This is a genomic window from Hymenobacter metallilatus (assembly GCF_003944705.1).
Lineage (GTDB): Bacteria > Bacteroidota > Bacteroidia > Cytophagales > Hymenobacteraceae > Hymenobacter > Hymenobacter metallilatus.
In genome coordinates this window covers 374,024-393,697 of the sequence record NZ_RWIS01000001.1, presented here as the reverse complement: position 1 = coordinate 393,697, position 19,674 = coordinate 374,024, and the positions used below count along the sequence as shown (strand labels likewise).

General features: G+C 57.9%; 19 protein-coding genes and 1 tRNA gene. 12 read left to right on the top strand and 8 right to left on the bottom strand.

What is annotated here, in order from left to right:
• The first annotated feature begins 69 nt into the window (after window positions 1-69).
• Together EI290_RS01550 and EI290_RS01545 are read left to right on the top strand one after the other, a co-directional pair.
• Window positions 70-741: a sterol desaturase family protein gene (locus tag EI290_RS01550; protein ID WP_125425933.1), complete on the top strand. Its 672-nt coding sequence runs from the start codon at window positions 70-72 to the stop codon at window positions 739-741.
• Window positions 742-930: 189 nt separating this feature from the next.
• Entirely contained in the window at window positions 931-3,195 is a 2,265-nt protein-coding gene (locus EI290_RS01545; RefSeq protein WP_125425931.1) for a T9SS type A sorting domain-containing protein, read from the top strand.
• A 93-nt stretch (window positions 3,196-3,288) separates the two neighbouring features.
• Here the strand turns inward: EI290_RS01545 and EI290_RS22285 are convergent, their stop codons facing one another.
• The 4 genes from EI290_RS22285 to pheS form a co-directional block, all read right to left on the bottom strand.
• Window positions 3,289-3,465, bottom strand: coding sequence for a hypothetical protein (locus EI290_RS22285; protein ID WP_185816793.1), 177 nt, complete (start codon window positions 3,463-3,465; stop codon window positions 3,289-3,291).
• Between the two features lie 348 nt (window positions 3,466-3,813).
• Window positions 3,814-3,890 (bottom strand) — tRNA-Asn (locus tag EI290_RS01540).
• 93 nt (window positions 3,891-3,983) lie between these two features.
• Window positions 3,984-4,424 carry a Rieske (2Fe-2S) protein gene (locus EI290_RS01535; RefSeq protein ID WP_125425929.1) on the bottom strand — a complete coding sequence of 147 codons (441 nt, stop codon included), beginning with the start codon at window positions 4,422-4,424 and terminating at the stop codon, window positions 3,984-3,986.
• A gap of 144 nt (window positions 4,425-4,568) precedes the next feature.
• The gene (pheS, locus tag EI290_RS01530; RefSeq protein ID WP_125426721.1) at window positions 4,569-5,606 is read right to left on the bottom strand and encodes a phenylalanine--tRNA ligase subunit alpha; all 1,038 of its coding nucleotides are present in this window, start codon (window positions 5,604-5,606) and stop codon (window positions 4,569-4,571) included.
• Window positions 5,607-5,868: 262 nt separating this feature from the next.
• On the opposite strand from pheS, the gene EI290_RS01525 reads away from it, so the two are divergent.
• The 3 genes from EI290_RS01525 (at window position 5,869) to EI290_RS22825 (ending at window position 7,910) form a co-directional block, all read left to right on the top strand.
• Window positions 5,869-6,417, top strand: coding sequence for a hypothetical protein (locus EI290_RS01525; protein WP_125425927.1), 549 nt, complete (start codon window positions 5,869-5,871; stop codon window positions 6,415-6,417).
• A 114-nt stretch (window positions 6,418-6,531) separates the two neighbouring features.
• Window positions 6,532-6,885 (top strand): hypothetical protein, encoded by a 354-nt coding sequence (locus EI290_RS01520; protein ID WP_125425925.1) that lies wholly within the window; start codon window positions 6,532-6,534, stop codon window positions 6,883-6,885.
• A gap of 356 nt (window positions 6,886-7,241) precedes the next feature.
• Window positions 7,242-7,910 (top strand): hypothetical protein, encoded by a 669-nt coding sequence (locus EI290_RS22825; RefSeq protein ID WP_125425923.1) that lies wholly within the window; start codon window positions 7,242-7,244, stop codon window positions 7,908-7,910.
• Window positions 7,911-8,005: 95 nt separating this feature from the next.
• On the opposite strand, the gene EI290_RS01510 is transcribed toward EI290_RS22825, so the two are convergent.
• Window positions 8,006-9,283, bottom strand: a complete 1,278-nt coding sequence (locus tag EI290_RS01510) for a M16 family metallopeptidase (protein WP_125425921.1) — start codon at window positions 9,281-9,283, stop codon at window positions 8,006-8,008.
• A 131-nt stretch (window positions 9,284-9,414) separates the two neighbouring features.
• The gene (locus EI290_RS01505) at window positions 9,415-12,078 is read right to left on the bottom strand and encodes a SusC/RagA family TonB-linked outer membrane protein (RefSeq protein ID WP_125425919.1); all 2,664 of its coding nucleotides are present in this window, start codon (window positions 12,076-12,078) and stop codon (window positions 9,415-9,417) included.
• Between the two features lie 344 nt (window positions 12,079-12,422).
• Here EI290_RS01505 and EI290_RS01500 point away from each other — a divergent pair, with 344 nt between their 5' ends.
• The 4 genes from EI290_RS01500 to ytxJ all read left to right on the top strand — a co-directional run bounded on the left by EI290_RS01500 (window position 12,423) and on the right by ytxJ (window position 15,722).
• On the top strand, window positions 12,423-14,411 hold the full coding sequence (locus EI290_RS01500; protein ID WP_125426719.1) for an alpha-ketoacid dehydrogenase subunit alpha/beta: 1,989 nt from the start codon (window positions 12,423-12,425) through the stop codon (window positions 14,409-14,411).
• Between the two features lie 237 nt (window positions 14,412-14,648).
• Window positions 14,649-14,960, top strand: a complete 312-nt coding sequence (locus EI290_RS01495) for a hypothetical protein (RefSeq protein ID WP_125425917.1) — start codon at window positions 14,649-14,651, stop codon at window positions 14,958-14,960.
• A gap of 64 nt (window positions 14,961-15,024) precedes the next feature.
• Window positions 15,025-15,354 (top strand): hypothetical protein, encoded by a 330-nt coding sequence (locus tag EI290_RS01490; protein ID WP_125425915.1) that lies wholly within the window; start codon window positions 15,025-15,027, stop codon window positions 15,352-15,354.
• Window positions 15,355-15,380: 26 nt separating this feature from the next.
• Complete coding sequence (ytxJ, locus tag EI290_RS01485; RefSeq protein WP_125425913.1) at window positions 15,381-15,722, top strand: bacillithiol system redox-active protein YtxJ; 342 nt, start codon at window positions 15,381-15,383, stop codon at window positions 15,720-15,722.
• A gap of 74 nt (window positions 15,723-15,796) precedes the next feature.
• Here the strand turns inward: ytxJ and EI290_RS01480 are convergent, their stop codons facing one another.
• Window positions 15,797-16,204, bottom strand: coding sequence for an OsmC family protein (locus EI290_RS01480; protein ID WP_125425911.1), 408 nt, complete (start codon window positions 16,202-16,204; stop codon window positions 15,797-15,799).
• Window positions 16,205-16,322: 118 nt separating this feature from the next.
• Here EI290_RS01480 and EI290_RS01475 point away from each other — a divergent pair, with 118 nt between their 5' ends.
• Window positions 16,323-17,120: a hypothetical protein gene (locus tag EI290_RS01475; protein ID WP_125425909.1), complete on the top strand. Its 798-nt coding sequence runs from the start codon at window positions 16,323-16,325 to the stop codon at window positions 17,118-17,120.
• A 167-nt stretch (window positions 17,121-17,287) separates the two neighbouring features.
• The gene (gene lipA, locus EI290_RS01470; RefSeq protein ID WP_185816830.1) at window positions 17,288-18,190 is read left to right on the top strand and encodes a lipoyl synthase; all 903 of its coding nucleotides are present in this window, start codon (window positions 17,288-17,290) and stop codon (window positions 18,188-18,190) included.
• Between the two features lie 93 nt (window positions 18,191-18,283).
• Here the strand turns inward: lipA and EI290_RS01465 are convergent, their stop codons facing one another.
• Window positions 18,284-18,889, bottom strand: coding sequence for a DUF4136 domain-containing protein (locus tag EI290_RS01465; RefSeq protein WP_125425907.1), 606 nt, complete (start codon window positions 18,887-18,889; stop codon window positions 18,284-18,286).
• A 347-nt stretch (window positions 18,890-19,236) separates the two neighbouring features.
• On the opposite strand from EI290_RS01465, the gene EI290_RS01460 reads away from it, so the two are divergent.
• Complete coding sequence (locus EI290_RS01460) at window positions 19,237-19,530, top strand: lipoprotein (RefSeq protein WP_125425905.1); 294 nt, start codon at window positions 19,237-19,239, stop codon at window positions 19,528-19,530.
• Window positions 19,531-19,674 lie beyond the last annotated feature (144 nt).

The window sequence follows — 19,674 nt, the reverse complement described above, 5'->3', positions numbered from 1 at the left end:
TGCTGAATGAGTGGCCCGGCATTTGCGCAAGCGTGCGTATTTTTGCGCCTTCATCCTTCCTGTATTGGTATGAATACCACTTCCGAAGCTCCGGAAATCATTGCCCCTGTTACACCCGCCAAAACGCCTGAGGCCATCAAGCCCAAGCATAAAGGCTCGGCTCGTCTGTTCGAAAATCCGGTGCTCGAGCGCCTTACGCATACGCACATTGCTGGTCCGCTCACTATTTTCTTTGCCGTTGCTGCGGTTAGCCTGTATTACAGCCTCAGTCAGGGCTTGCTCACGGGGCTGTCGGCGTTTGGCTTATTTCTGGGCGGGTGGTTCTTATTTACGCTGGCCGAGTACCTGATGCACCGCTTCGTGTACCACATGAACACCAATACTCCGCGCAAGGCTAAGTTTCAGTATACCATGCACGGGGTGCATCATGAGTTTCCTAAGGATAAAACCCGCTTGGCCATGCCGCCTATCCTGACGGTATTTGTGGCCTCCCTCCTGTTTTTTATCTTCCGGTTCACCTTCGGCAATGCCGGTTTCGGAATTCTGGCCGGATTCGTGTTTGGCTATGCGCTGTACCTGTTTGTGCATTATGCCATTCATATGTACTCTCCGCCCAAAAACTTTCTGAAATTCTGGTGGCACCACCATGCCCAACACCATTACCGCCAGGATGAAATTGCCTTCGGAGTAAGTACTACTCTCTGGGACCACATAGTGGGTACCATGCCTAAGAAAAAATAGTATTATATATATATTCATACAATCATAAAAGAGGCTCCGGAAGGGGCCTCTTTTTTTTGCATATAGTTGTCTGAGTGTCGGTATGGTTGAGTTTTGAAATAGAGGGTTGCTAAAAGAATACCTATACTTGTAGTACTGTTCCAATGGTATTTAGCCATCATCAGGTTACATACTCTCTTTCTTCTTTCTATGAAACAATATTACATTTTGCTGGTGGGCCTTATAGGGCTCATCTGCCCCCGGCTGGCTTCAGCCCAAATTAATCTGGCGTCGGTAAATCCTTATGTGGAGGATTTTAACTCGCTCAATGGAAAAACTACCTTCGTTAGTAATTCCACAATTGGCGGGGTGTACATTGAATATGGACCGTATCAGTCTCTGCCCTGCACTGGTAACGATGGCTCCAACACAGCCGCTAATTTTTATCATTTCGGGGATGATGGCGCTTCGGATCGGGCGTTAGGTGGCGTGGCTTCATTTGCTATTACCGGCACTGGCTACGTGGCAATCCGCTTCAAAAACACTACCGGTACTGTTATCAAAAACCTGGGTATATCGTTTGCCATTGAGCAGTGGTATAACTCCGGCCGCCAAGATCAGGCGCAGGTTTCGTTTGATTACCGAACCAGCGCAACCGCCATTACTTCGGTTGGGAGCGGTGTCTGGACCAATGTATCGGCCCTGAACGTGGATGCCCCATCGACGGCTACGGTAATTGACAACAAAAACGGCAACTCCTCAGCTAACCGCCGTACCCGCACCTATACCATTCAGGATATCAACTTGGCCAATACTGCTGAAATAATGCTGCGTTGGCGTTACGAACTGAATAACGCTACCAATGGTAACGGCCTATCGGTAGACGATGTAACGGTGACGCCGGAAACGGATGTGTATTACTACAAGGGAACAGGCAACCTGAACAGCCTTGCCAGCTGGGCACCCAACAAAAACGGCTCGGGTGCTAGCCCGGCCAATTTCACAACGGCTGGGCGTACGTATTACATCCTGTCGGCAATTACCGACGACCGGGTAGCGGCCAACTGGACGGTAAGTGGGGCCAACTCCAAAATAGTAGTTGGCGACGGTAGTGCTGCTGCGTATCTGCTGATTCTGAACGGTGGCGGCAACGGTATCACCGGTACTGTTGATGTACTGGATAACGCCACGCTGGACATTCAGCGTGGGGGTGGGCAATTGCCTACGTTGGGGCGAATAGCCAATAAAAGCACTGTGAAATACGTTCGGGATGGTAGTAATACCCCGCTCACCAGCCAGAACTACGGCAACCTGCTACTCGATGGCACCAGCCAGAAACTGTTAACCGGTAGCACCATCATCAACGGCGACCTGACCCTTAGCGGTACATCTTACCTTACTCTGGGCGACTACGACCTGACCATTATTCGAGGCGGCAAGATTACTGGTGGTGACAACAATGCCTTTATCCGTACGAACGGTGTGGGTATGCTCAAGCAAACGGTGCAGGCCGATGGTGTTGCTGTAAAGTACCCGGTAGGTACAGGTACCACCTATACTCCGGCTTTCCTGACTCAAACGGCCGCTCGCTCCGAGGACGTATTTAGCGTGCACGTGAAGAACGGAATGTATGCCACTTACACCGGGCGAAATGGCAATGGCACGGCCATAAGCAACCGTAACGTGAGGCGCACCTGGTTTGTGGAAGAAGAAGTGGAGGGAAATTCCAGCGCAACGTTGCAATTGCAATGGCCGGCTGCAGAACATACCAGCAATTTTGTGCCCGCTAACGCCCGCTTGGAACACTACAACCCAACTACCAACAAGTGGGATTATGGCACGGCCGTTACCGGGGCCTCCTCCCTCGATGGTGGTAGCACATATACGGCGAGCCGTTCGGGTATTACGAGTTTTTCGCCCTTTTCCGTTTCCTCCAGGGCAAGTGGCCCGTTGCCGGTGCAACTAATCCAGTTCTCCGCTCAACGCGGCAAAACGGGTGTTGTTGCTACTTGGGAAACTGCACAGGAAGTCAACAACCATCATTTTGTGGTTGAGCGTAGTACTACTGGCCAGGAGTTTGAGGCTATCGGCGCCGTGGCGGGCCAGGGCAGTAGTAGCACCACCCACCGTTATCAGTTTGTTGATGCGCATGCCCCAGCTACCATAGTTTACTACCGGTTGCGGCAGGTAGATACCACTGGTGACGAAGCGTTTTCGTCGGTGGTAGCAGTGGAAGATGCAGTTGGGGTGACACTGGCTTGGGTACAGCCCAACCCCGGTACGGGACTGTTCCAACTGGTGGTGCCCGGCTCCGGTGGCCCGGTGCAAGCTGAGGTATTCAGCCTGATAGGAGCCCATGTACAAACGGTAAGTCCAGAGGGGTATATTGATATGCAGCAACAGCCCAATGGGATGTATTTGGTGCGTTACCGCACGGCCCAGAGCACCAAAACGCTTCGGCTTATTAAGGAGTAGCGGCCTCGTCTGCCTGCCTGCAAAAACGGCCCCGCTCTACGTAGAGCGGGGCCGTTTTTGCAGGCAGGCAGACGAGGCCGCTACTGCAGGTGACTAGGAGCGACGGAAGCGGTTGATAACAAACCAAACCAGTAGCACCACTAGGAATACACCGACAATACCCGTCCAGGCGCCGGCTTTGAAGATGGTGCCAATAGCGTCGCAACTGCTCAGACTGCAAGTGAGTAAAATCAGCAAGGCAGCAATAAGGGGGTAACGGAAGGTGTTCATGGCGGAAAGAGAGAGTAGGAACAGCAGAGCCGGAGCGTCCGGATCGTATTGGGCGTGTACTCCGCTTCCTTGCAAAAGGTTGAAAAGGGAGTCTGGATAGCCGGAAGTACATCACCGCAGGGTCGCAAATGAGAGACTACTTCGGTTTCTCACTAACTAAACGCGCCTACTTGCACCTCCAATAGACTATTGGCGCCCGCCTTGTATTGCGTGCTGATTTCGCCAATTTCATCACATTCCTGACTCCGATCTTGTAGGGCTATGTTGCTAATCCATAGCATACACGAAACCATATTAAATGAGAAAGCCTCTTGTAAATCAATGATTTACAAGAGGCTTTCTAAGCTGTGGCGCTCCCTCCTGGGCTCGAACCAGGGACCCTCTGATTAACAGTCAGATGCTCTAACCGGCTGAGCTAAGGAAGCGGTTATGGCGGCGTTTTGCCGTTGCTGGTGCAATATTAGAGCAAAGTTTCGGAAGCTCCAAACTTGTGTTTTGAATTTTTTTTGATGGATACCCTAGTTAGTGATTGTCAAAGTGTTGCCAGAAAGAGCTGTGGAATACTGGCGGAGTGCTCGGGTAGCGGGGCCACTCTGTGGTTGGCCCTGCAAGCTGAATTGAGAGTTACAGCAGGGGTCGTATAAGCGCAAAAATGGTTCAATCTTTACCCGGGCGCAGGTGTCGAGCGGTTGGTAGGGACAGTTTCGTTCGAAGGCGAGGTAGGAGCTGGCATTTTGCCGAACCACAATGATACCCCGTACGCCTCCTTTGCTGTATACAGCTCCGTTGTCGAAGCGCAGATTACTGTTCTGCTGGTCGGTCAGGAACAGCACCTCATTCACGGCGGCCAATGGAATCTGCGGCTGCGTATCGTCCGACGATGAGCAGGCGCTTACCGCCAACACGGCACTGCCCACACCAACCAACCAGATTCCGATACGAGAAAGGGAAGTGCGCATAGCGGCCGAAAAAGGTATTGATGAGAGTAGAAAACGTATAGCGTACGTAAAAAGTACGTAGACAACTACCGTATCACGCCAGCAGGCCGCTTCCCGGAACCAGAATTTCGGAGAGCGGCCTGCTCGGCTAGCGGAAGCAGCGGCTTATTGCACGCCCTCGAACTGCCGCAGGAATCGGGTGTCGTTTTCGGTAAAGAGACGCAGGTCCTTGATTTGGTATTTGAGCATCGTAATCCGCTCGATGCCCATCCCCCAGGCGTACCCGGAGTACCGCTCCGAATCGATGCCGGACTGCTCCAGCACGGCAGGGTCCACCATGCCGCAGCCCCCAATTTCCACCCAGCCGGTACCTTTGCAGATGTTGCAGCCTTTGCCTTTGCATATCAGGCAGGTAATGTCAATCTCGGCAGATGGCTCGGTGAAAGGGAAGAAGGACGGACGGAACCGCACTTGCATATCATTGCCAAACAGTTCCTGCACGAAGTAGTACACGGTTTGTTTCAGGTCGGCAAAGCTCACGTTTTCATCCACAAATAAGGCTTCCACCTGATGGAACATCATGTGGGCGCGGGCCGAAATGGCCTCATTGCGGTATACCCGGCCCGGCATAATGCTGCGGATGGGCGGCTGCTGGGCTTTCATCACGCGCACCTGCACTGGGCTGGTGTGGGTGCGCAGCACCCATTCGGCCTCGCCCGGCTCCCGATGCACAAAAAACGTGTCCTGCATGTCGCGGGCCGGGTGGTTTTCGGGAAAGTTGAGGGCGGTGAAGTTGTGCCAGTCATCCTCAATTTCGGGTCCTTCGGCTACGTTGAAGCCAATACGGGCCAGAATTCGCACAATTTCCTCGCGTACTAGGCTCAGGGGGTGGCGCGTACCCAGGGCCTGGGGTACGGTGGGCAGCGTGTAATCAAAAGTAGGGTCGGCGGGAGCATTGGCACTGGCAGCTTCCAGTTCCTGCTGGCGCTGCTCGAAGCGGCTTTGGGCCAGCTGCTTGAGCTGGTTGAGCTCCTGGCCCACGGCCCGGCGGTCGGCCTGCGGAACTGTTTTGAGCTGGTCGAACAGATCGGCCAACTGGCCCTTACGACCAGTGTAGGCAATGCGGAACTGGTCGAGCTGCTCGGCAGTAGAAAGGTCGAAGGCATCAATTTCTGCCCGCACGCGGGCAATGGTATCCTGCATCATAGTACAAAGGTAGGCCGATTACGGATTGTTATAACCAGTGAGGTAATACAAGGGGCATAGCCAATGAAAACCACGGTTTTTGTCCGGTACGGAGCGGTTTTTCTAAGCTGGAGCGGACGTCGGATAAAATTGGTACGGTTGCTGCAAAGAGCTACGCAGAAGCGGCATTCAGTACTGTGCGTGGGGCGCCACCCGTCAGTAAGCCCGGGCCAATATCCAGGCCGCCGCCGTTTGTATTCACTATTCGACTTGCCTTCCGATGAAACGGTTTCTCTTTGCTGCCGCTATTGCGGCTGCCTTCCTCAGTGCGCCCCAGGCTCAGGCCCAAACCATTAAGAAAGCTGCCCCCCAAAAAGCGGCCAACTCCAGCGTAGCCCCCGTTACCCGTCCTGCTGAGGACGACTGGGGCTGGGACAATGATGTTCCCGCCGAACCGGTATCGGGCTGGGATGTGCCTGGGGCCGAAACGCCGGCTGTTGCCACATCCAGCGCCGACCCCATGATGCAGTCGTCGGGAGTACTGGTAGCACCTGGCATGAGTTCCTCGCCTTACCGGGGTACCAGCACCGACTACCACGGCCGCCCCGTTGCTAAAGTCAAATCCAAGCGGCCCCGTTCGGTGGACGTGGCCCAGAACGACCCCATGATGCAGTCGTCGGGTGTGATGCTGGCTCCCGGTATGAACACGGCTCCCTACCGTGCGGTGAGTACCGATTACCACGGCCGCCCATTGCGCAAAGCCTCCTCGGCCGGCGTAGTAGCCGCGCAGCCAACCCCGGAAAATACAACTGTAGCAGCTGGCTGGTAAACTGCCACTGTCAGCGACGATAAATAACTGCCCGTCCGGTATAGCCGTGGTCGGGCAGTTGTCGTATGTAGCAGAAGCAAGGTTGTATGGTTGAACCACTTAGCGCAACTGCTCATGAAAATCTATGTATATACCTTGGCCTTACCCGTATTGCTCTGGCTGGGTACTGCTGAGGAGACATCGGCTCAGCAAACTACATCTGCCGGGCGCGCCAAAGCGGCCTATCACCGCACGGCCACTCCGCGCACCAAAACCCGGGCCGGTGCTTACGCCCGCCACGACCGGAGCAGCCGCCGCGACGAGGAAAACCTGAAGCTGGCACCGGGCTTTCGGCTGAACATGCCAAGTCCACCCACTACCGACTACATGGGCCGGCCACTCAAGAAAAAGCCAGCCAAGACAACCAGCGCTACCACTATGTCGGCGGGAGAGGCAATTGGTGCCGGCAAAACTGCCCGCCGGCCCTAGAGCGGGTGAGTAGGTGGTAAACTGTTCTCAAGAGGACACCCTTCCTAAGTATGTGGCGCATCAGGCCAGTGAGTGAGAAATTTCGCGTGCTGAGGTTGAAACAGTAGTGTACTGGCAGCCCATGGGTTTTCTTGTGGGGCTGTCTACTTAGCCTGAGTAAAGCAATAAAAAAATGGAGGTACATGTTGTGAAATGCAGGCCTGTAAAAGACAGATTACGTTGAAGTTGCTGAATTTCGCGGCATAGGGGGAACTTACTCCCTAAGCCTACGTTTGGGCAAAAAGTGTGGCGGGAGTTTTAGGCCCGCGCAGGGTGCCGTACCTTTGCGGTAAGAAGCTGTTTATTATTCTGTTCCCATGACTCGACAATTCCTCCCGCTACTTCTCCTCGGTGGCGTACTGATAGCTGCTCCCGCGGCAGCACAAAAGAAAAAAGCCGATGACGGCTGGGGTTCATCCGATGGCTGGGGTGCGCCGGCGGCCAAGCCTGCGGCGAAAAAAGCCACCACAACTACCAAGGCGGCACCTAAAGCAGCCGCCACACCTGCCGCTACACCAGCTGCGCCAGCCGCTGCTCCGGCTGCTGCACCCGCCGGTGGTGAGTGGGGAGCCAGTGGTGCCGCAGCCAGTGGTGGAGCGGCCGCAGGTGCCGCTGCTGCGCCAGTGGCGCAGGAACAGCCCATTGGAGCCAGCTTGGCGCCGGGTTTCACGGCTGCTCCCTCGCGCCGGGTAACCACCGATTATCGTGGCCGTCCCTTGGCGCCGTACATCCGTCGCTCGGTGCGGGCTTCCGACCCGGTGCCCCCAACGCCTGCCCCGGCTCCCATTGTAGCTCCCGAGCCCGAGCCAGCTCCTGTAGCTGCTGAGCCAGTGGCCGCTCCGAAAGCAACGGGTGCGGCAGCTGCTTCGGCCGGTACAAAGGCTGGTGGAGCTACGGCCACCAAAAAAGCTGCTGCCCCAGTGAAGAAAGCCGCGCCCAAGAAAAAGGCCGATGACGGCTGGGGAAGCGGCGGCAGTGGCTGGTAAGCCTCACGCCTGCGCTTCTTCTGCATAGCCCAAACACAGAACCGCCCGACCGGAATTCCGGTCGGGCGGTTCTGTGTTTGGGCTAAGGCTTGCCGCTAGGCTTCTACTTCCTCTCCGGCTGCTACAGGTTCCGTTACCGGCTCGGCACGGTAGTACAGGGTGCTACAGTTGGTAGGACGCAGAATTTCCTGAGCAGCAGCCAGTACCTGAGCGGGAGTAACGGCCTGCACCTTAGCGCTTTCCTGGTTTACCAGATTGGCGTCGCCGAGCAGTTTGCTGAAGGCCAGGTTCATGGCCCGGTTCAGCAGCTCAATCTCACCGAATACAATGCTGACTTCGGCCTGGTTTTTTACCTTTTCCAGCTCATCGGCCGGTATTTCGGTGGCGCTCAGCTCCGCCAGCACGGCTTCCACGGCGGCATCGGCCTCGGCAAGGGCTACACCAGCATTCAGCTTTCCGCTTATCACCAGCAGACCTGGCTCCAGGGAGCCCATTACCGAGGCCGATAAAGAGTTAAACAAAGGCTGTTCTTTTACCAGCCGCTGATACAGTCGGCTCGATTTGCCGCGCCCCAGTACATCCGACATAAGGTCGGCGGCGTGGTAGCCCGCGTCGCCGCGGCCGGGCATATGGTACACTTTATACAGGGCCGACATGGGCACATCGGCCGTTACCTCCAGGTGGCGGGCTTCGGTCTGGCGGGGCTCGGCGGGCAGTTGCCGCTCGTAGCGGGTTCCACCCGGAATGGGGCCAAACCATTTTTCGGCCAGACGCCGGGCCTCGGCCACTGTCACGTCGCCGGCTACTACCAACACGGCGTTGGCCGGGGAGTAGTGCTTGCCAAAAAAGTCGCGCACCTGCTGCATGGTGGCGTCTTCAATGTGCGCTACCTCCTTGCCGATGGTGGCCCACTGGTAGGGGTGGTGCTGGTAGGCCAGGGGGCGCAGCTTCAGCCATACGTCGCCGTAGGGCTGGTTTAGGTAGTTTTGCTTGAATTCCTCCACCACCACCTTGCGCTGCACCTCCAGCCCGTTCTCGGAGAAAGCCAAGTTCAGCATCCGGTCCGATTCCAGCCAGAAGCCGGTTTCCAGGTTGGCGGCCGGCAGGGTGAGGTAGTAGTTGGTGATGTCAGGAGAGGTGAAGGCATTGTTTTCACCGCCCACCAGCTGCAGGGGCTCGTCGTAGCTCGGGATATTCACGGAGCCCGAAAACATGAGGTGCTCAAACAGGTGAGCAAAACCAGTGTGCGCCGGGTCCTCGTCGCGGGAGCCCACGTTGTAAAGCACGTTGAGTACCGCCATGGGCGTACTGTGGTCTTCGTGCACAATGCAGCGCAGGCCATTATCGAGCGTGAATTCTTCGAAGTGAATCATGAAGCAAAGTCGGGGGAGAAAAACTGCCGGATGGGCCGGCAAGGTAAACAACCGGCTGCCTAAAACAGAAGTTTCTGGTAGCCGGGCAGGCTGGGTTTAGCCCTTACATGTCGGCCTCGGATACCCGGCCGCTACAGCGTAGCGCGCACGCCCACCAGAAACGTCCGGGCCACCGGGTAGGCCCCGGCATCCAAGCCAGCCTGCTGGTTATCGGAGCCGGCGGAACTGACGTTGGGGTCGTAGCCCCGGTACTTAGAGAGCACCAGCAGGTTCTGGCCGCCCAGCCACACGCTCACGTTGCGGGCTTCCTTTTCCCAGACTTTATAGCTGAAAGTGACGGCCGAGAGGCGCACGTGGTTGCCGGATTGCAGGGTGTAGGTGCTGAGCACCGGCAGGTTGGTACCGGCTGCTGGTACGTCGGTGCTGGTGTTGGCTGGCGTCCACCGGTCGAGTACCCGGCGGGAGGCGTTCGTGAAGCCACTGGTAGCATCCAGGTACAGCAGGTTGGTGTTGTGCATCTGGTAGCCAAACATGCCATCAGCCTGCAGCTGCGCTTCAAACCGGCCCAAAGTAAGCTGCTGGCTGAAGTTGAGCAGCTGTTTGGGTAGCCCACTGCCCAAGGGCTGGCGGTCCTGGAAGTCAATCAATCCGTCACCATTCACATCCTGGTAGCGCAGGTTGCCGTTGGCATCCAGCCCCTGGGTCCGGTAGCCATAGAACGTGCCCAGTGCTTGTCCATCGAGGGTGCGGTGATAGGGAAAAGCGTAGAAGATGGCCGTATTTGATTCGTACCGGTTCCGGTTGAACGCGGCGGCCAGCCGACTGCTGCCTTGCAGCTTACCGGCCTGCCAGTGGCTCTGGGCTGTCAGCTCCAGGCCCCGGTTACGCAGGTAGTTATCCTGAACAGTGCCCGGCGAAACCAGGGAACTGCTCACGTAAATGGTACTCGTGGTACGGCGGGCATAGGCCTGAGCCGTAAGGGTAAGATGGTTGTTGAACAGATCTGCCTCTACCCCGGCATCCAGCTGCCGCGTCAGCTCGGGCAGGAACGCGGGTACCGTCTGGCCCAGGCCCACTCCGGTAGGGAGGAGAAGCGGAAAGAAGTTGCGCCCCTGGTTGCCGGCCCCGGAGGTGCGGCCCCAGCCCACCCACGCATCCAGCCGGCTGGGGGCCATGTTCCAGAAGGATTCTTTCGCCGCGTGCCATAGCACCTGGGCGCCGGGCAGCCAGCTCCACCGGTCCTGCGGGGTAAAGGTGCTCGACCCGTCGCGGCGCAGGGTGCCGCGCACTTGGTACCGCTCATCAAACGTATAGCCCGCCGTGAGCTGGTAGAAGTTCAGCCGGTATTTCTCCCAGCTGCCACTGCTCGATGAGCCGCCCCCGCCCGGAGCGTAAGTGGTTTGCTCGGTGGTGGTTTTGCGGTCCTGGCGCTGGGCTTCCAGGGAGGCCGTGACGGCGTGCCGCTCTCCCCCAAAGCTGCGGGCGTAGCGCAGAGCCGGGTTCAGAAACCACTGGCGGTAGGTGAAGATGAGGTTGCCATTTTCGCCGGCTGGGAACGTGGCATAGGCGGCCTGGTAGGAGCGGCTGCGCAGGGTGGCCCGCTCCAGACTGCCGCGCACCTCCACCGTCAGACCGGACGTCAGCTCATAGCGCGCACCTAACTGGCCCACTACCCGCTGCTGCTCCGGAGCCTGGTAGTTCTGCCGGGCCAAGTCTGCGGGGTTAATTGAATAGAACCCCGACCGGGGTGGGTCGTTGGGCGACTGGGTGGGTGGTGTAAGCAGCGCGTTCTGCAGCGCATAATATGCCGGTACGCGCTGCTCCGTCCGGGCGAAGCTGCCAGTAGCATCCAGGTGCAGGTGCTGGCCGAGGCGCTGGTTGAGGGCGGCGCGGGCGGCGTAGCGGCGCAGGCGTGAGTTCAGCACTACGCCCTGCTGATTCAGGTAGTCGGCGGCGGCGTAGTAGCGGGTGGTGGCCGTGCCGCCCGAGAGGCCCAGGTGGTGCTCCTGCACGGCGGCCGTGCGCAGCAGCTCTTCCTGCCAGTCGGTGCCCCGGCCCAGGCTTGCCAGCTGGGCTGCGCTGAAGGGAGCCGGCTGGTTCCGGCGCTCCGCAGCTTCATTACTCAGGGTGGCGTACTGGCGGGCATCCAGCAGCTCGTACCGGTTGCGGGCCTGCTGTGCGCCGCCATAGCTCTGATAGTTCAGGCGCGGCTTGCCCTGTTTGCCTCGCTTGGTGGTAATGCGGATGACACCGTTGAGGCCCTGGGAGCCGTACAGCGCGGTTTCGTAGGCCCCTTTCAGCACCTCTACGCTGGCAATATCCTCATTGGGGATGCTCAGCAGCGGGTTGTTGTCCAACTCCTGCACCTCAGCCGGTACCAGTCCGCCCAGCATATTGGTGGTGTTTATCCGGAACGTATTCTGAAACACCGGCACCCCATCCACCACGTACAGCGGCTGCGCGTTGCTGGCCAAGCTGGCCGCCCCCCGGATCCGCACGGCCACCTGCGCCCCCGGGGCCCCCGAGTACGGCGTGGCCTGCACCCCGGCTATCTGGCGCAGCTGCTCCTGGAGGGAGAGGAGGGGGAGGATGTGGTAGGTAGTTACAATGACAGCATCCCGAATGAGGTCGGAAAATGGGTGTAATCTGCCATAAATAGGTGGTGGCGTAATACTAGGCAGACTATCCGGCCGTACCGCTACTCCCACCCGCCGCAGGGCGAGGGTATCGGGCTGTTGGGCCAGGGCGGGGATGGATAGCGGCAGCAATAGGCCGAGAGAGTAGAGTCGAATCATGCGGATAGGATAGGGGGAGGAAATCGGGCCCCGAAGATAGATGCCGTGTGCCTGCCGATTCCACAAACAGGCGGCTATAATTTCCTATCTGGTCCACGCACCTAGCGCGCACTCGCCCGCACTCGCTCGGCTGTGCCGAGTGAGGACTACGTTTGAGGGGCTGTGCCCCGAATCCGTCCGTGCCGCTTGCGTAAGCCGGAGCCGACGCGCGCAGCATAGCTGCTTGGGCGTTGGCATCACTCGGCTCAGCCGAGCGAGTGCGCGCGGGGTGCGGGCGGCGGCTTCGGTGCATCCGGCCCAAACCCGTACTTTTGGCCCCACCCACCAAACTCAGCCACTTCCCGATGCACTTCGACCGGAAAGACTACTCGAACGATACCCTACTCCACCTCTATCAGCACCTGCTCAAGCCCCGCATGATTGAGGAGAAAATGCTCATTCTGCTCCGCCAGGGCAAAGTCAGCAAGTGGTTTTCGGGCATCGGGCAGGAAGCCATTTCGGTGGGCAGCACCCTGGCTCTGGACTCTGACGAGTATATTCTGCCCCTGCACCGCAACCTGGGCGTGTTCACGGGCCGCAATATGCCCCTCGACCGACTGTTTGCGCAGTGGCAGGGGAAAACCCACGGCTTCACCAAGGGCCGCGACCGGTCGTTCCACTTCGGTACCAACGAGCACCACATCGTGGGCATGATTTCGCACCTGGGGCCGCAGCTGGCCGTGGCCGGCGGCATTGCCCTGGCCGATACGCTGGAGGACCGCCCCAAGGTAACCATCACCTACAGCGGCGACGGCGGCGCTTCGGAAGGCGACTTCCATGAGGCCCTGAACGTGGCGGCCGTGTGGCAGCTGCCGGTCATCTTCATCATCGAAAACAACGGCTACGGCCTCAGCACCCCCAGCAACGAGCAGTTCCGCTTCCGCTACTTCGTAGACAAAGGCCCCGCCTACGGTATGGAAGCCGTGCAGGTAGACGGCAACAACGTGCTGGAAGTGTACGACACCGTGCGCCGCCTGGCTGAGGACCTGCGCCAGAACCCCCGCCCCGTGCTGCTGGAGGCCCTCACCTTCCGGATGCGTGGGCACGAGGAAGCCAGCGGCACCAAGTACGTGCCCCAGGAGCTGTTTGAGCAGTGGGCCCAGAAAGACCCGGTGGAGAACTACGAAAAGTGGCTGCTGGCCGAGGGCATCCTCGATGAAGAAGCCCGCATGCGCTTCCGCGAAACCATCAAGCGCGAAATCGAAGAAGGTCTGCGCCTGGCCGACGCCGAACCCATGCCCACCGCCAGCCTGGAGCAGGAAGTCGGCGACATGTACCGCAGCTTCGAGCCGGATGCCAGCCTGAACCTAACCACCGACAACGAGCAACCCACCACCGACAAACGCTACGTCGATGCCATTTCCGACGGGCTGCGGCAGAGCATGGAGCGCTACCCCGAGCTGGTGCTTATGGGCCAGGATATTGCCGAGTACGGCGGCGTGTTTAAAATTACCGACGGTTTCGTGGCGCAGTTTGGTAAAGGCCGGGTGCGCAACACGCCCCTCTGCGAGTCGGCTATTGTGGGGGCGGGCCTGGGCCTGAGCATCAAGGGCAAAAAGGCTATGGTGGAAATGCAGTTTGCCGATTTCGTGACCTGCGGCTTCAACCAGATTGTGAATAACCTGGCCAAGAGCCACTACCGCTGGGGCCAGAATGCCGACGTGGTGGTGCGCATGCCCACCGGGGCCGGCACGGCCGCCGGCCCGTTCCACTCGCAAAGCAACGAGGCCTGGTTTACCCACACGCCCGGCCTGAAAGTGGTGTTTCCCTCCAACCCCGTGGATGCCAAGGGCCTGCTCTGTGCCGCCTTCGAGGACCCCAACCCGGTGATGTACTTTGAACACAAGCTGCTCTACCGCAGCATTTCGGCCCCCGTACCCGATGCCTACTACACCACGCCCATCGGCAAGGCGGCGCTGGTGCGCGAGGGACAGGAAATGAGCATCATCACCTACGGCGCGGGCGTACACTGGGCCCTGGCCGCCGTGGAAGAGTTAGGTGTGGATGCCGACGTGCTCGACCTGCGCACCCTGCTGCCCTGGGATGAGGACGCCGTGCGCCAGACTGTGGAGAAAAACGGCCGCGTGATTTTGTTGCACGAAGACACCCTCACCGGCGGCCTGGCCGGCGAAATTGGGGCCTGGATTGCTGAGCATTGCTTCCGCAGCCTCGATGCGCCCATCCTGCGCGTAGCCTCCCTGGATACGGCCGTGCCCTTCGCGCCCCCGCTGGAAAAGCAGTTTTTGCCCCAGCAGCGCCTGCGCGAAGCCATTAAGAAGCTCCATAGCTACTAACGTAGCGCGCAGCTCCGCTTCGCGGACGGGCGGAGCGAGTTCCCACGCGGTAGGTCCACACGCCCGGTACTCGCTCCGCCCGTCCGCGAAGCGGAGCTGCGCGCTACTTAGGAACATCTGTCCCACCGGCACCGCGCCATACGCCTGCTACTCGTGCGCAAAGCGGGGCGGCGCACTACTGGCATCTGTTCCGTAATTTGCCAAGTATAACCCGCTGCCCAGCCGAATTCTCGTTACATGAAACCTTCCGGTCTTTTTCGCCACCTGCCACTGCTGCTGGTAATGGCCGTGCTGCTGGCCGCTCCGGCCTGCCACAGCTACCGGATTCCGAACCCCGAGGGGCCGCCGCGGCCCAAGGTGAAAAAAAACCAAAATCCGGCAAATGAATCGGCCGACGGGCGGGCCCTGGACGTAGAGAAAGAAGCCGTGAAAACCCAGAAAAACAGCTACGATAAGAACGGTCTGCTCAAAAAGCCCAAAATGGAACGCCGCCGCCTGAAGCACAAGGTGGGGCAGCGGAAAATACTGGGTATTACGCTGCCGTTTTAAACTGTCTGTCTGGTTTCGGGTCTGTTATCTGCGCTGTTTTCCTCCCACCGTTTTCCCTCGTGTTATGATGCGCTACTTATTCGTTAGCCTCTTTCTGGCCTGCGCCACCCCGGCTTGGGCGCAGTTGGAAGCCACCAGCCCAGCCCAGCAGCGGGCGGCCAACCGCAAGGCGTTGCGCGACGCCGAGAAGTTTAACGCCAAGTACAAAGACTCGCACCTGACCGTGACCAAAGCGGAGCTAAAGCACCAGGGTGGCGGTAAACAGGAGGTGCTGGCACCCCCACCCGGCCAGGCTAGTTACCGCTTCGACCGGGACGGTACGCCCCGGGTTAGCGAACCATCCCGCATCAATTTGCGTCTGCGAAAGAAGCGTGACGCCACTGGCTCCCACTAAATTTTCACTGAATTCTTCTTCCTGTTATGGCACCCTGGCAACCACTTACCCAGTCGGAGCAGCTCGCCGATATCGTCCGCGAATCATTTGAGCAGCCGGTCCTCATTTTCAAGCATAGCACCACGTGCTCTATCAGCGCTATGGCCAAAGGCAAGCTGGAGCGCCAGTGGGCCGATGCCGGCCTCGACGGGGCTAAAATCTACTACCTGGACCTACTGCGCTTCCGGCCTATCTCCCAGGAAATAGCGCAGAAGTTCAGCATTCATCATGAGTCGCCCCAACTCCTGCTCATTCAGAACGGAGAGTGCACCCTCGATGCCTCGCACATGGGCATCAAGCTAAGCGAGGTGAAGGAAGTAGTTGGATAAAGGATAAAGGACAAGGAATACAGGACAATCGGTCGACGTTTTCCTGTATCCCTTGTCCTTTATCTTTTATCCAACTACCCCTCGTACAAAAACCGAACTTCCTGCCGTATTTCCGGGTTCAGGCTAAGGGCTACCGGACAGGTGCGGGCAGCATTTTCGAGAATGGTGCGCTCTTTTTCCGGAAGGGACGCGGGCATCGTAAACGCTACATCAATTTGTCCGATACGCCGAGGCTCTGCCAGCATGTGTTTGGTTACTTCCCAGCGTACACCTTGCAGGTTTACCCCATGCCGCTCCGCAACAATGCCCATAATGGTCATCATGCAGGAGCCCAACGCGGCGCTAACTAGGTCGGTAGGTGAAAATGCCTCGCCCCGGCCGTGGTTATCTACGGGGGCGTCGGTAAGAATGGTACTGCCGGAAGCTACATGGGTAGCTTCGGTGCGCAGATGGCCGGCGTAGCAGGCGGTGGCTGTGCTCATAACGTGTCGTAATTAGAACCAAGGTATGCGGGTAAATTTACGTACTTTCGATAGGGTTGGCGGCCGGAAGCTGCTGAGCCGGCATTTTCTCCACTGCCTTTCTATTCCGTTCAAGCCCGTGCGTACTTCGCTTGTTTTCGGCAGCAGCCTGCTTCTAGCCACAGCGGGCCTGGTTTCCTCTGCCCAGGCTCAGCAAACCCAAACCCTGGCCTCCAGCACCGATCAGCCTTCCTACCGCAAAGAGTTTGTGTACGGCGTCAACTTCAACACGCGGGGCGGACTAATCGGGGGCGCAACCGTACGCTCTACCCGTTTGCTCAATCAGGACTGGGCCCGGTTCTGGAGCCTGGAACTAGTAGAGGTAAAACACCCCAAGGAGCAGAAAATCCCCACTAACTACGGCGGGGTAATTGTGTTCGGCAAGAGCAACTACCTGTTTGTTGTGCGTCCGTCGGTGGGGGTGCAGCGGGTAGTGTTTCGAAAGGCTCCCGACTCCGGCGTACAGGTGAATGGGCTGCTGAGTGCGGGCCCTTCCATTGGCTTCGTCATGCCGTATTTTATCAGTTACGACTACTCTGACCGGACCTCCAACCCCAATGCCCCGGCCACCGATATCCGCAACGAGCAGTATGATCCGCTTGTGCACCGGAACCTGGGCGCCATCGTGGATCGGGCGCCGCTGTTTTCGGGCGTTGGAGAAACGGATATTCAGGTAGGGGGCCACATCCGGGGTGCCCTTAGCTTCGAGTATGGCCGTTACCGCGACGCTGTAGCGGGCGTGGAAGTAGGTGCCATGGTTGAAGCTTACACCAAAGCCCCTCCCATTATCCGGGTGGCGGGCGTATCAGATGAGTCGCTCAACGACCGGTTTATGCCCTCCGTGTACCTTACCGTGTACATAGGAACCCGGAATTAGGATGAAGGTAGTAGGATGAGGGTAGTAGGTAGTAGGATGAAGGACACCATTGTACGATAGTCCTACTACCTACTACCCTCATCCTACTACCTTCATCCTATTACCCAATTGTCCTCCTTGGACTATTCCCCACGCATTCCTCTTACCTTTGCAGCATGGATGAACTGTTGCTGACTCTGCCCATCATTCAGCCCGAAGCGGCAGCCCCGGTGGCTCCCGCCAAACCGCGTAAGCCCGATTGGCTGCGCGTGAAGCTGCCCGTGGGTCCTGCCTACGCCAATGTCCGCCGCCTGGTGGATGAACATAAGCTGCATACCATTTGCGAATCTGGCAACTGCCCCAACATGGGCGAGTGCTGGGGCGCGGGTACGGCCACGTTTATGATTCTGGGCAATGTATGCACCCGTTCCTGCTCGTTCTGCGCCGTGGCCACTGGCCGTCCCAGCGAGTATGACCTGGACGAACCCCGCCGGGTGGCGGAGGCCATTCAGCTGATGGGTGTGAAGCACGCGGTAATTACCAGTGTTAACCGGGACGAGTTAAAGGACCGGGGGGCCAGCGTATGGTATGAAACCGTGGTGCAAACCAAGCAGCTCAGCCCTAGTACTACCATCGAAACCCTGATTCCGGACGTGAAAGCCAACTGGGCCGCCTTGGATACCATGATTGCCGGCGGCCAGGAGGTAGTGTCGCACAACATGGAAACGGTGGGCAGCCTCTACCGTCTGGTTCGTCCCCAGGCCAAGTACGACCGGAGCCTGGAACAAATCCGGCGGACCAAGGAAGCCGGCAAACGCACCAAGTCGGGTATTATGCTGGGCTTGGGCGAAACCAAGGAGGAAATGTATCGGGCCATAGACGACCTCGTGGCCAACGGCCTCGATATTCTGACGCTGGGCCAGTACCTGCAGCCCACCAAGCGCCATATCGAAGTGGCCGAGTTTATCCACCCCGATCTTTTTGCGCACTACAAGGAAGAAGGTTTGCGCCGGGGCCTTAAATATGTGGAGAGTGGACCGTTGGTGCGCTCCAGCTACCACGCCGAGCGCCACGTAAACGTGCCGATTTAGCCTGCCCGCAGCCTTGCGTAAAGGAAAAGAGCCCGCTTCAGCTGAAGCGGGCTCTTTTCCTTTACGCAGGACGGTAACGCATCTACAGGCAGGTTAGCGCTGGGCTTGCTCCGCACCGGGAGGGTAGTTGCCCAGAATGCTGGTTACAATGCGCTGCACTTCTGCTTCTGAAATGGTTTGCTGATCTACCTGGGCCTGTCCTTGGCCCCGCCAAGCCAGCTCCTTGCGCTTCACATCCACAAAGTCAAGAATTACAGTACCAGCCTTGTAATCGACCACGCCCTGGTTGAAGCCTCTGTTATACCACCCGTAGCTATACCCGTAAGGATAACCAAACGGGCCGTAAGGCGAGCCGGTAGCCCGCTGCTTATCTTCCACGCGGGCGCTGTAAGCTACGTACACATCCGGGTTCTTCTCGGAGTAGGTCAGGCCCTTCTGGGCCAGCTGCTGCTCCACGGCAGTACGAATACGCTTATCCAGAAACGACTCGTACCCCTTGGCAGGGCCGCCTTCAGTATCAACGGGCTGTGTCGGATACCATGCCCAGGTCTTGTAGGTCCGGAAATTTACTGAATGGTCGAAGTCGGCAGTTACTCCCACACGGGAAGTAGATGCGCAGCTGCTGGCACCCAGCAGCACACCCAGGCTCAGCAATGAGAAAGCCACTGGGCGGGTTAAAAAACGGGAGATGCGGTTCATATAGAGAAAATCAGAGTAAAAGAACCGTTCACTCCGCAGACAGCAACAGTGAAAGGCGGCTCCGTTTAAGTAAACACATCTGCTTATACGCTCGTTCCCGCTTTTTATACCGGTTTCTTGAATGCTGTGGCGCAGGCTTTGGCCGGTAGCTTCTGCCCCACAGATGTTTTTTTTCTAGAGCCTGGCCAGCAGGCTGCGGAGTATAGCTTGTGCGGGTGCGTGTCATATAGAAGTATATCTATGTAATGGCTTAAATAAATCATGTTGGAATGTGCGGCGGAATATTCCTTTTCATCTTAAAATCTCCCTATCTTTTGCAGAGAAAAATCTTCCTGCGTTTCGTGTATATGAAAAAAGTTCTACTTGGTATAGGTAGCCTGGCCGTATTGGCTTCCTGCAGCGCCTCCAAAGATGAATCCCGTTCCAACCGGACCTCCTCCGCTCCCGTGGCCCACAATACGGTAGTGGAGTGTATCCTGTATGATGGCATGACCAAGGAGTCTCAACAGCTGACAACGGTCAGCTCCGGCAGTGAAGTACAGGTGATGGATACCGTGGACGTGCATTTTGTGAAAGTGCGCGTAACAGCCGCTGGCAAAACCCAGAACGGCTACATGTACCGTACCTGCTTCGGTAAATAAGGGAGCTATTGGTTACCCAACCCGTTTCGGGTTGACGTTTGCAAAGCGTATAATCACCAACTAAAAAAGACGAAAGGCTCACGCAGGAATGCGTGAGCCTTTCGTCTTTTAGGCACTCCGATTACCCGTTAACTGGAAACCAGC

Excerpts from the sequence above, each read along its gene's own strand:
- EI290_RS01495 (WP_125425917.1), top strand. The coding sequence starts at position 14,649 with ATGAAACCTTCCGGTCTTTTTCGCCACCTGCCACTGCTGCTGGTAATG.
- EI290_RS01525 (WP_125425927.1), top strand. The coding sequence starts at position 5,869 with ATGAAACGGTTTCTCTTTGCTGCCGCTATTGCGGCTGCCTTCCTCAGT.
- EI290_RS01550 (WP_125425933.1), top strand. The coding sequence starts at position 70 with ATGAATACCACTTCCGAAGCTCCGGAAATCATTGCCCCTGTTACACCC.
- EI290_RS01500 (WP_125426719.1), top strand. The coding sequence starts at position 12,423 with ATGCACTTCGACCGGAAAGACTACTCGAACGATACCCTACTCCACCTC.
- EI290_RS22825 (WP_125425923.1), top strand. The coding sequence starts at position 7,242 with ATGACTCGACAATTCCTCCCGCTACTTCTCCTCGGTGGCGTACTGATA.
- EI290_RS22285 (WP_185816793.1), bottom strand. The coding sequence starts at position 3,465 with ATGAACACCTTCCGTTACCCCCTTATTGCTGCCTTGCTGATTTTACTC.
- EI290_RS01465 (WP_125425907.1), bottom strand. The coding sequence starts at position 18,889 with ATGAACCGCATCTCCCGTTTTTTAACCCGCCCAGTGGCTTTCTCATTG.
- EI290_RS01490 (WP_125425915.1), top strand. The coding sequence starts at position 15,025 with ATGATGCGCTACTTATTCGTTAGCCTCTTTCTGGCCTGCGCCACCCCG.
- EI290_RS01505 (WP_125425919.1), bottom strand. The coding sequence starts at position 12,078 with ATGATTCGACTCTACTCTCTCGGCCTATTGCTGCCGCTATCCATCCCC.
- ytxJ (WP_125425913.1), top strand. The coding sequence starts at position 15,381 with ATGGCACCCTGGCAACCACTTACCCAGTCGGAGCAGCTCGCCGATATC.
- EI290_RS01460 (WP_125425905.1), top strand. The coding sequence starts at position 19,237 with ATGAAAAAAGTTCTACTTGGTATAGGTAGCCTGGCCGTATTGGCTTCC.
- EI290_RS01535 (WP_125425929.1), bottom strand. The coding sequence starts at position 4,424 with ATGCGCACTTCCCTTTCTCGTATCGGAATCTGGTTGGTTGGTGTGGGC.
- pheS (WP_125426721.1), bottom strand. The coding sequence starts at position 5,606 with ATGCAGGATACCATTGCCCGCGTGCGGGCAGAAATTGATGCCTTCGAC.
- EI290_RS01545 (WP_125425931.1), top strand. The coding sequence starts at position 931 with ATGAAACAATATTACATTTTGCTGGTGGGCCTTATAGGGCTCATCTGC.
- EI290_RS01510 (WP_125425921.1), bottom strand. The coding sequence starts at position 9,283 with ATGATTCACTTCGAAGAATTCACGCTCGATAATGGCCTGCGCTGCATT.
- EI290_RS01520 (WP_125425925.1), top strand. The coding sequence starts at position 6,532 with ATGAAAATCTATGTATATACCTTGGCCTTACCCGTATTGCTCTGGCTG.
- EI290_RS01480 (WP_125425911.1), bottom strand. The coding sequence starts at position 16,204 with ATGAGCACAGCCACCGCCTGCTACGCCGGCCATCTGCGCACCGAAGCT.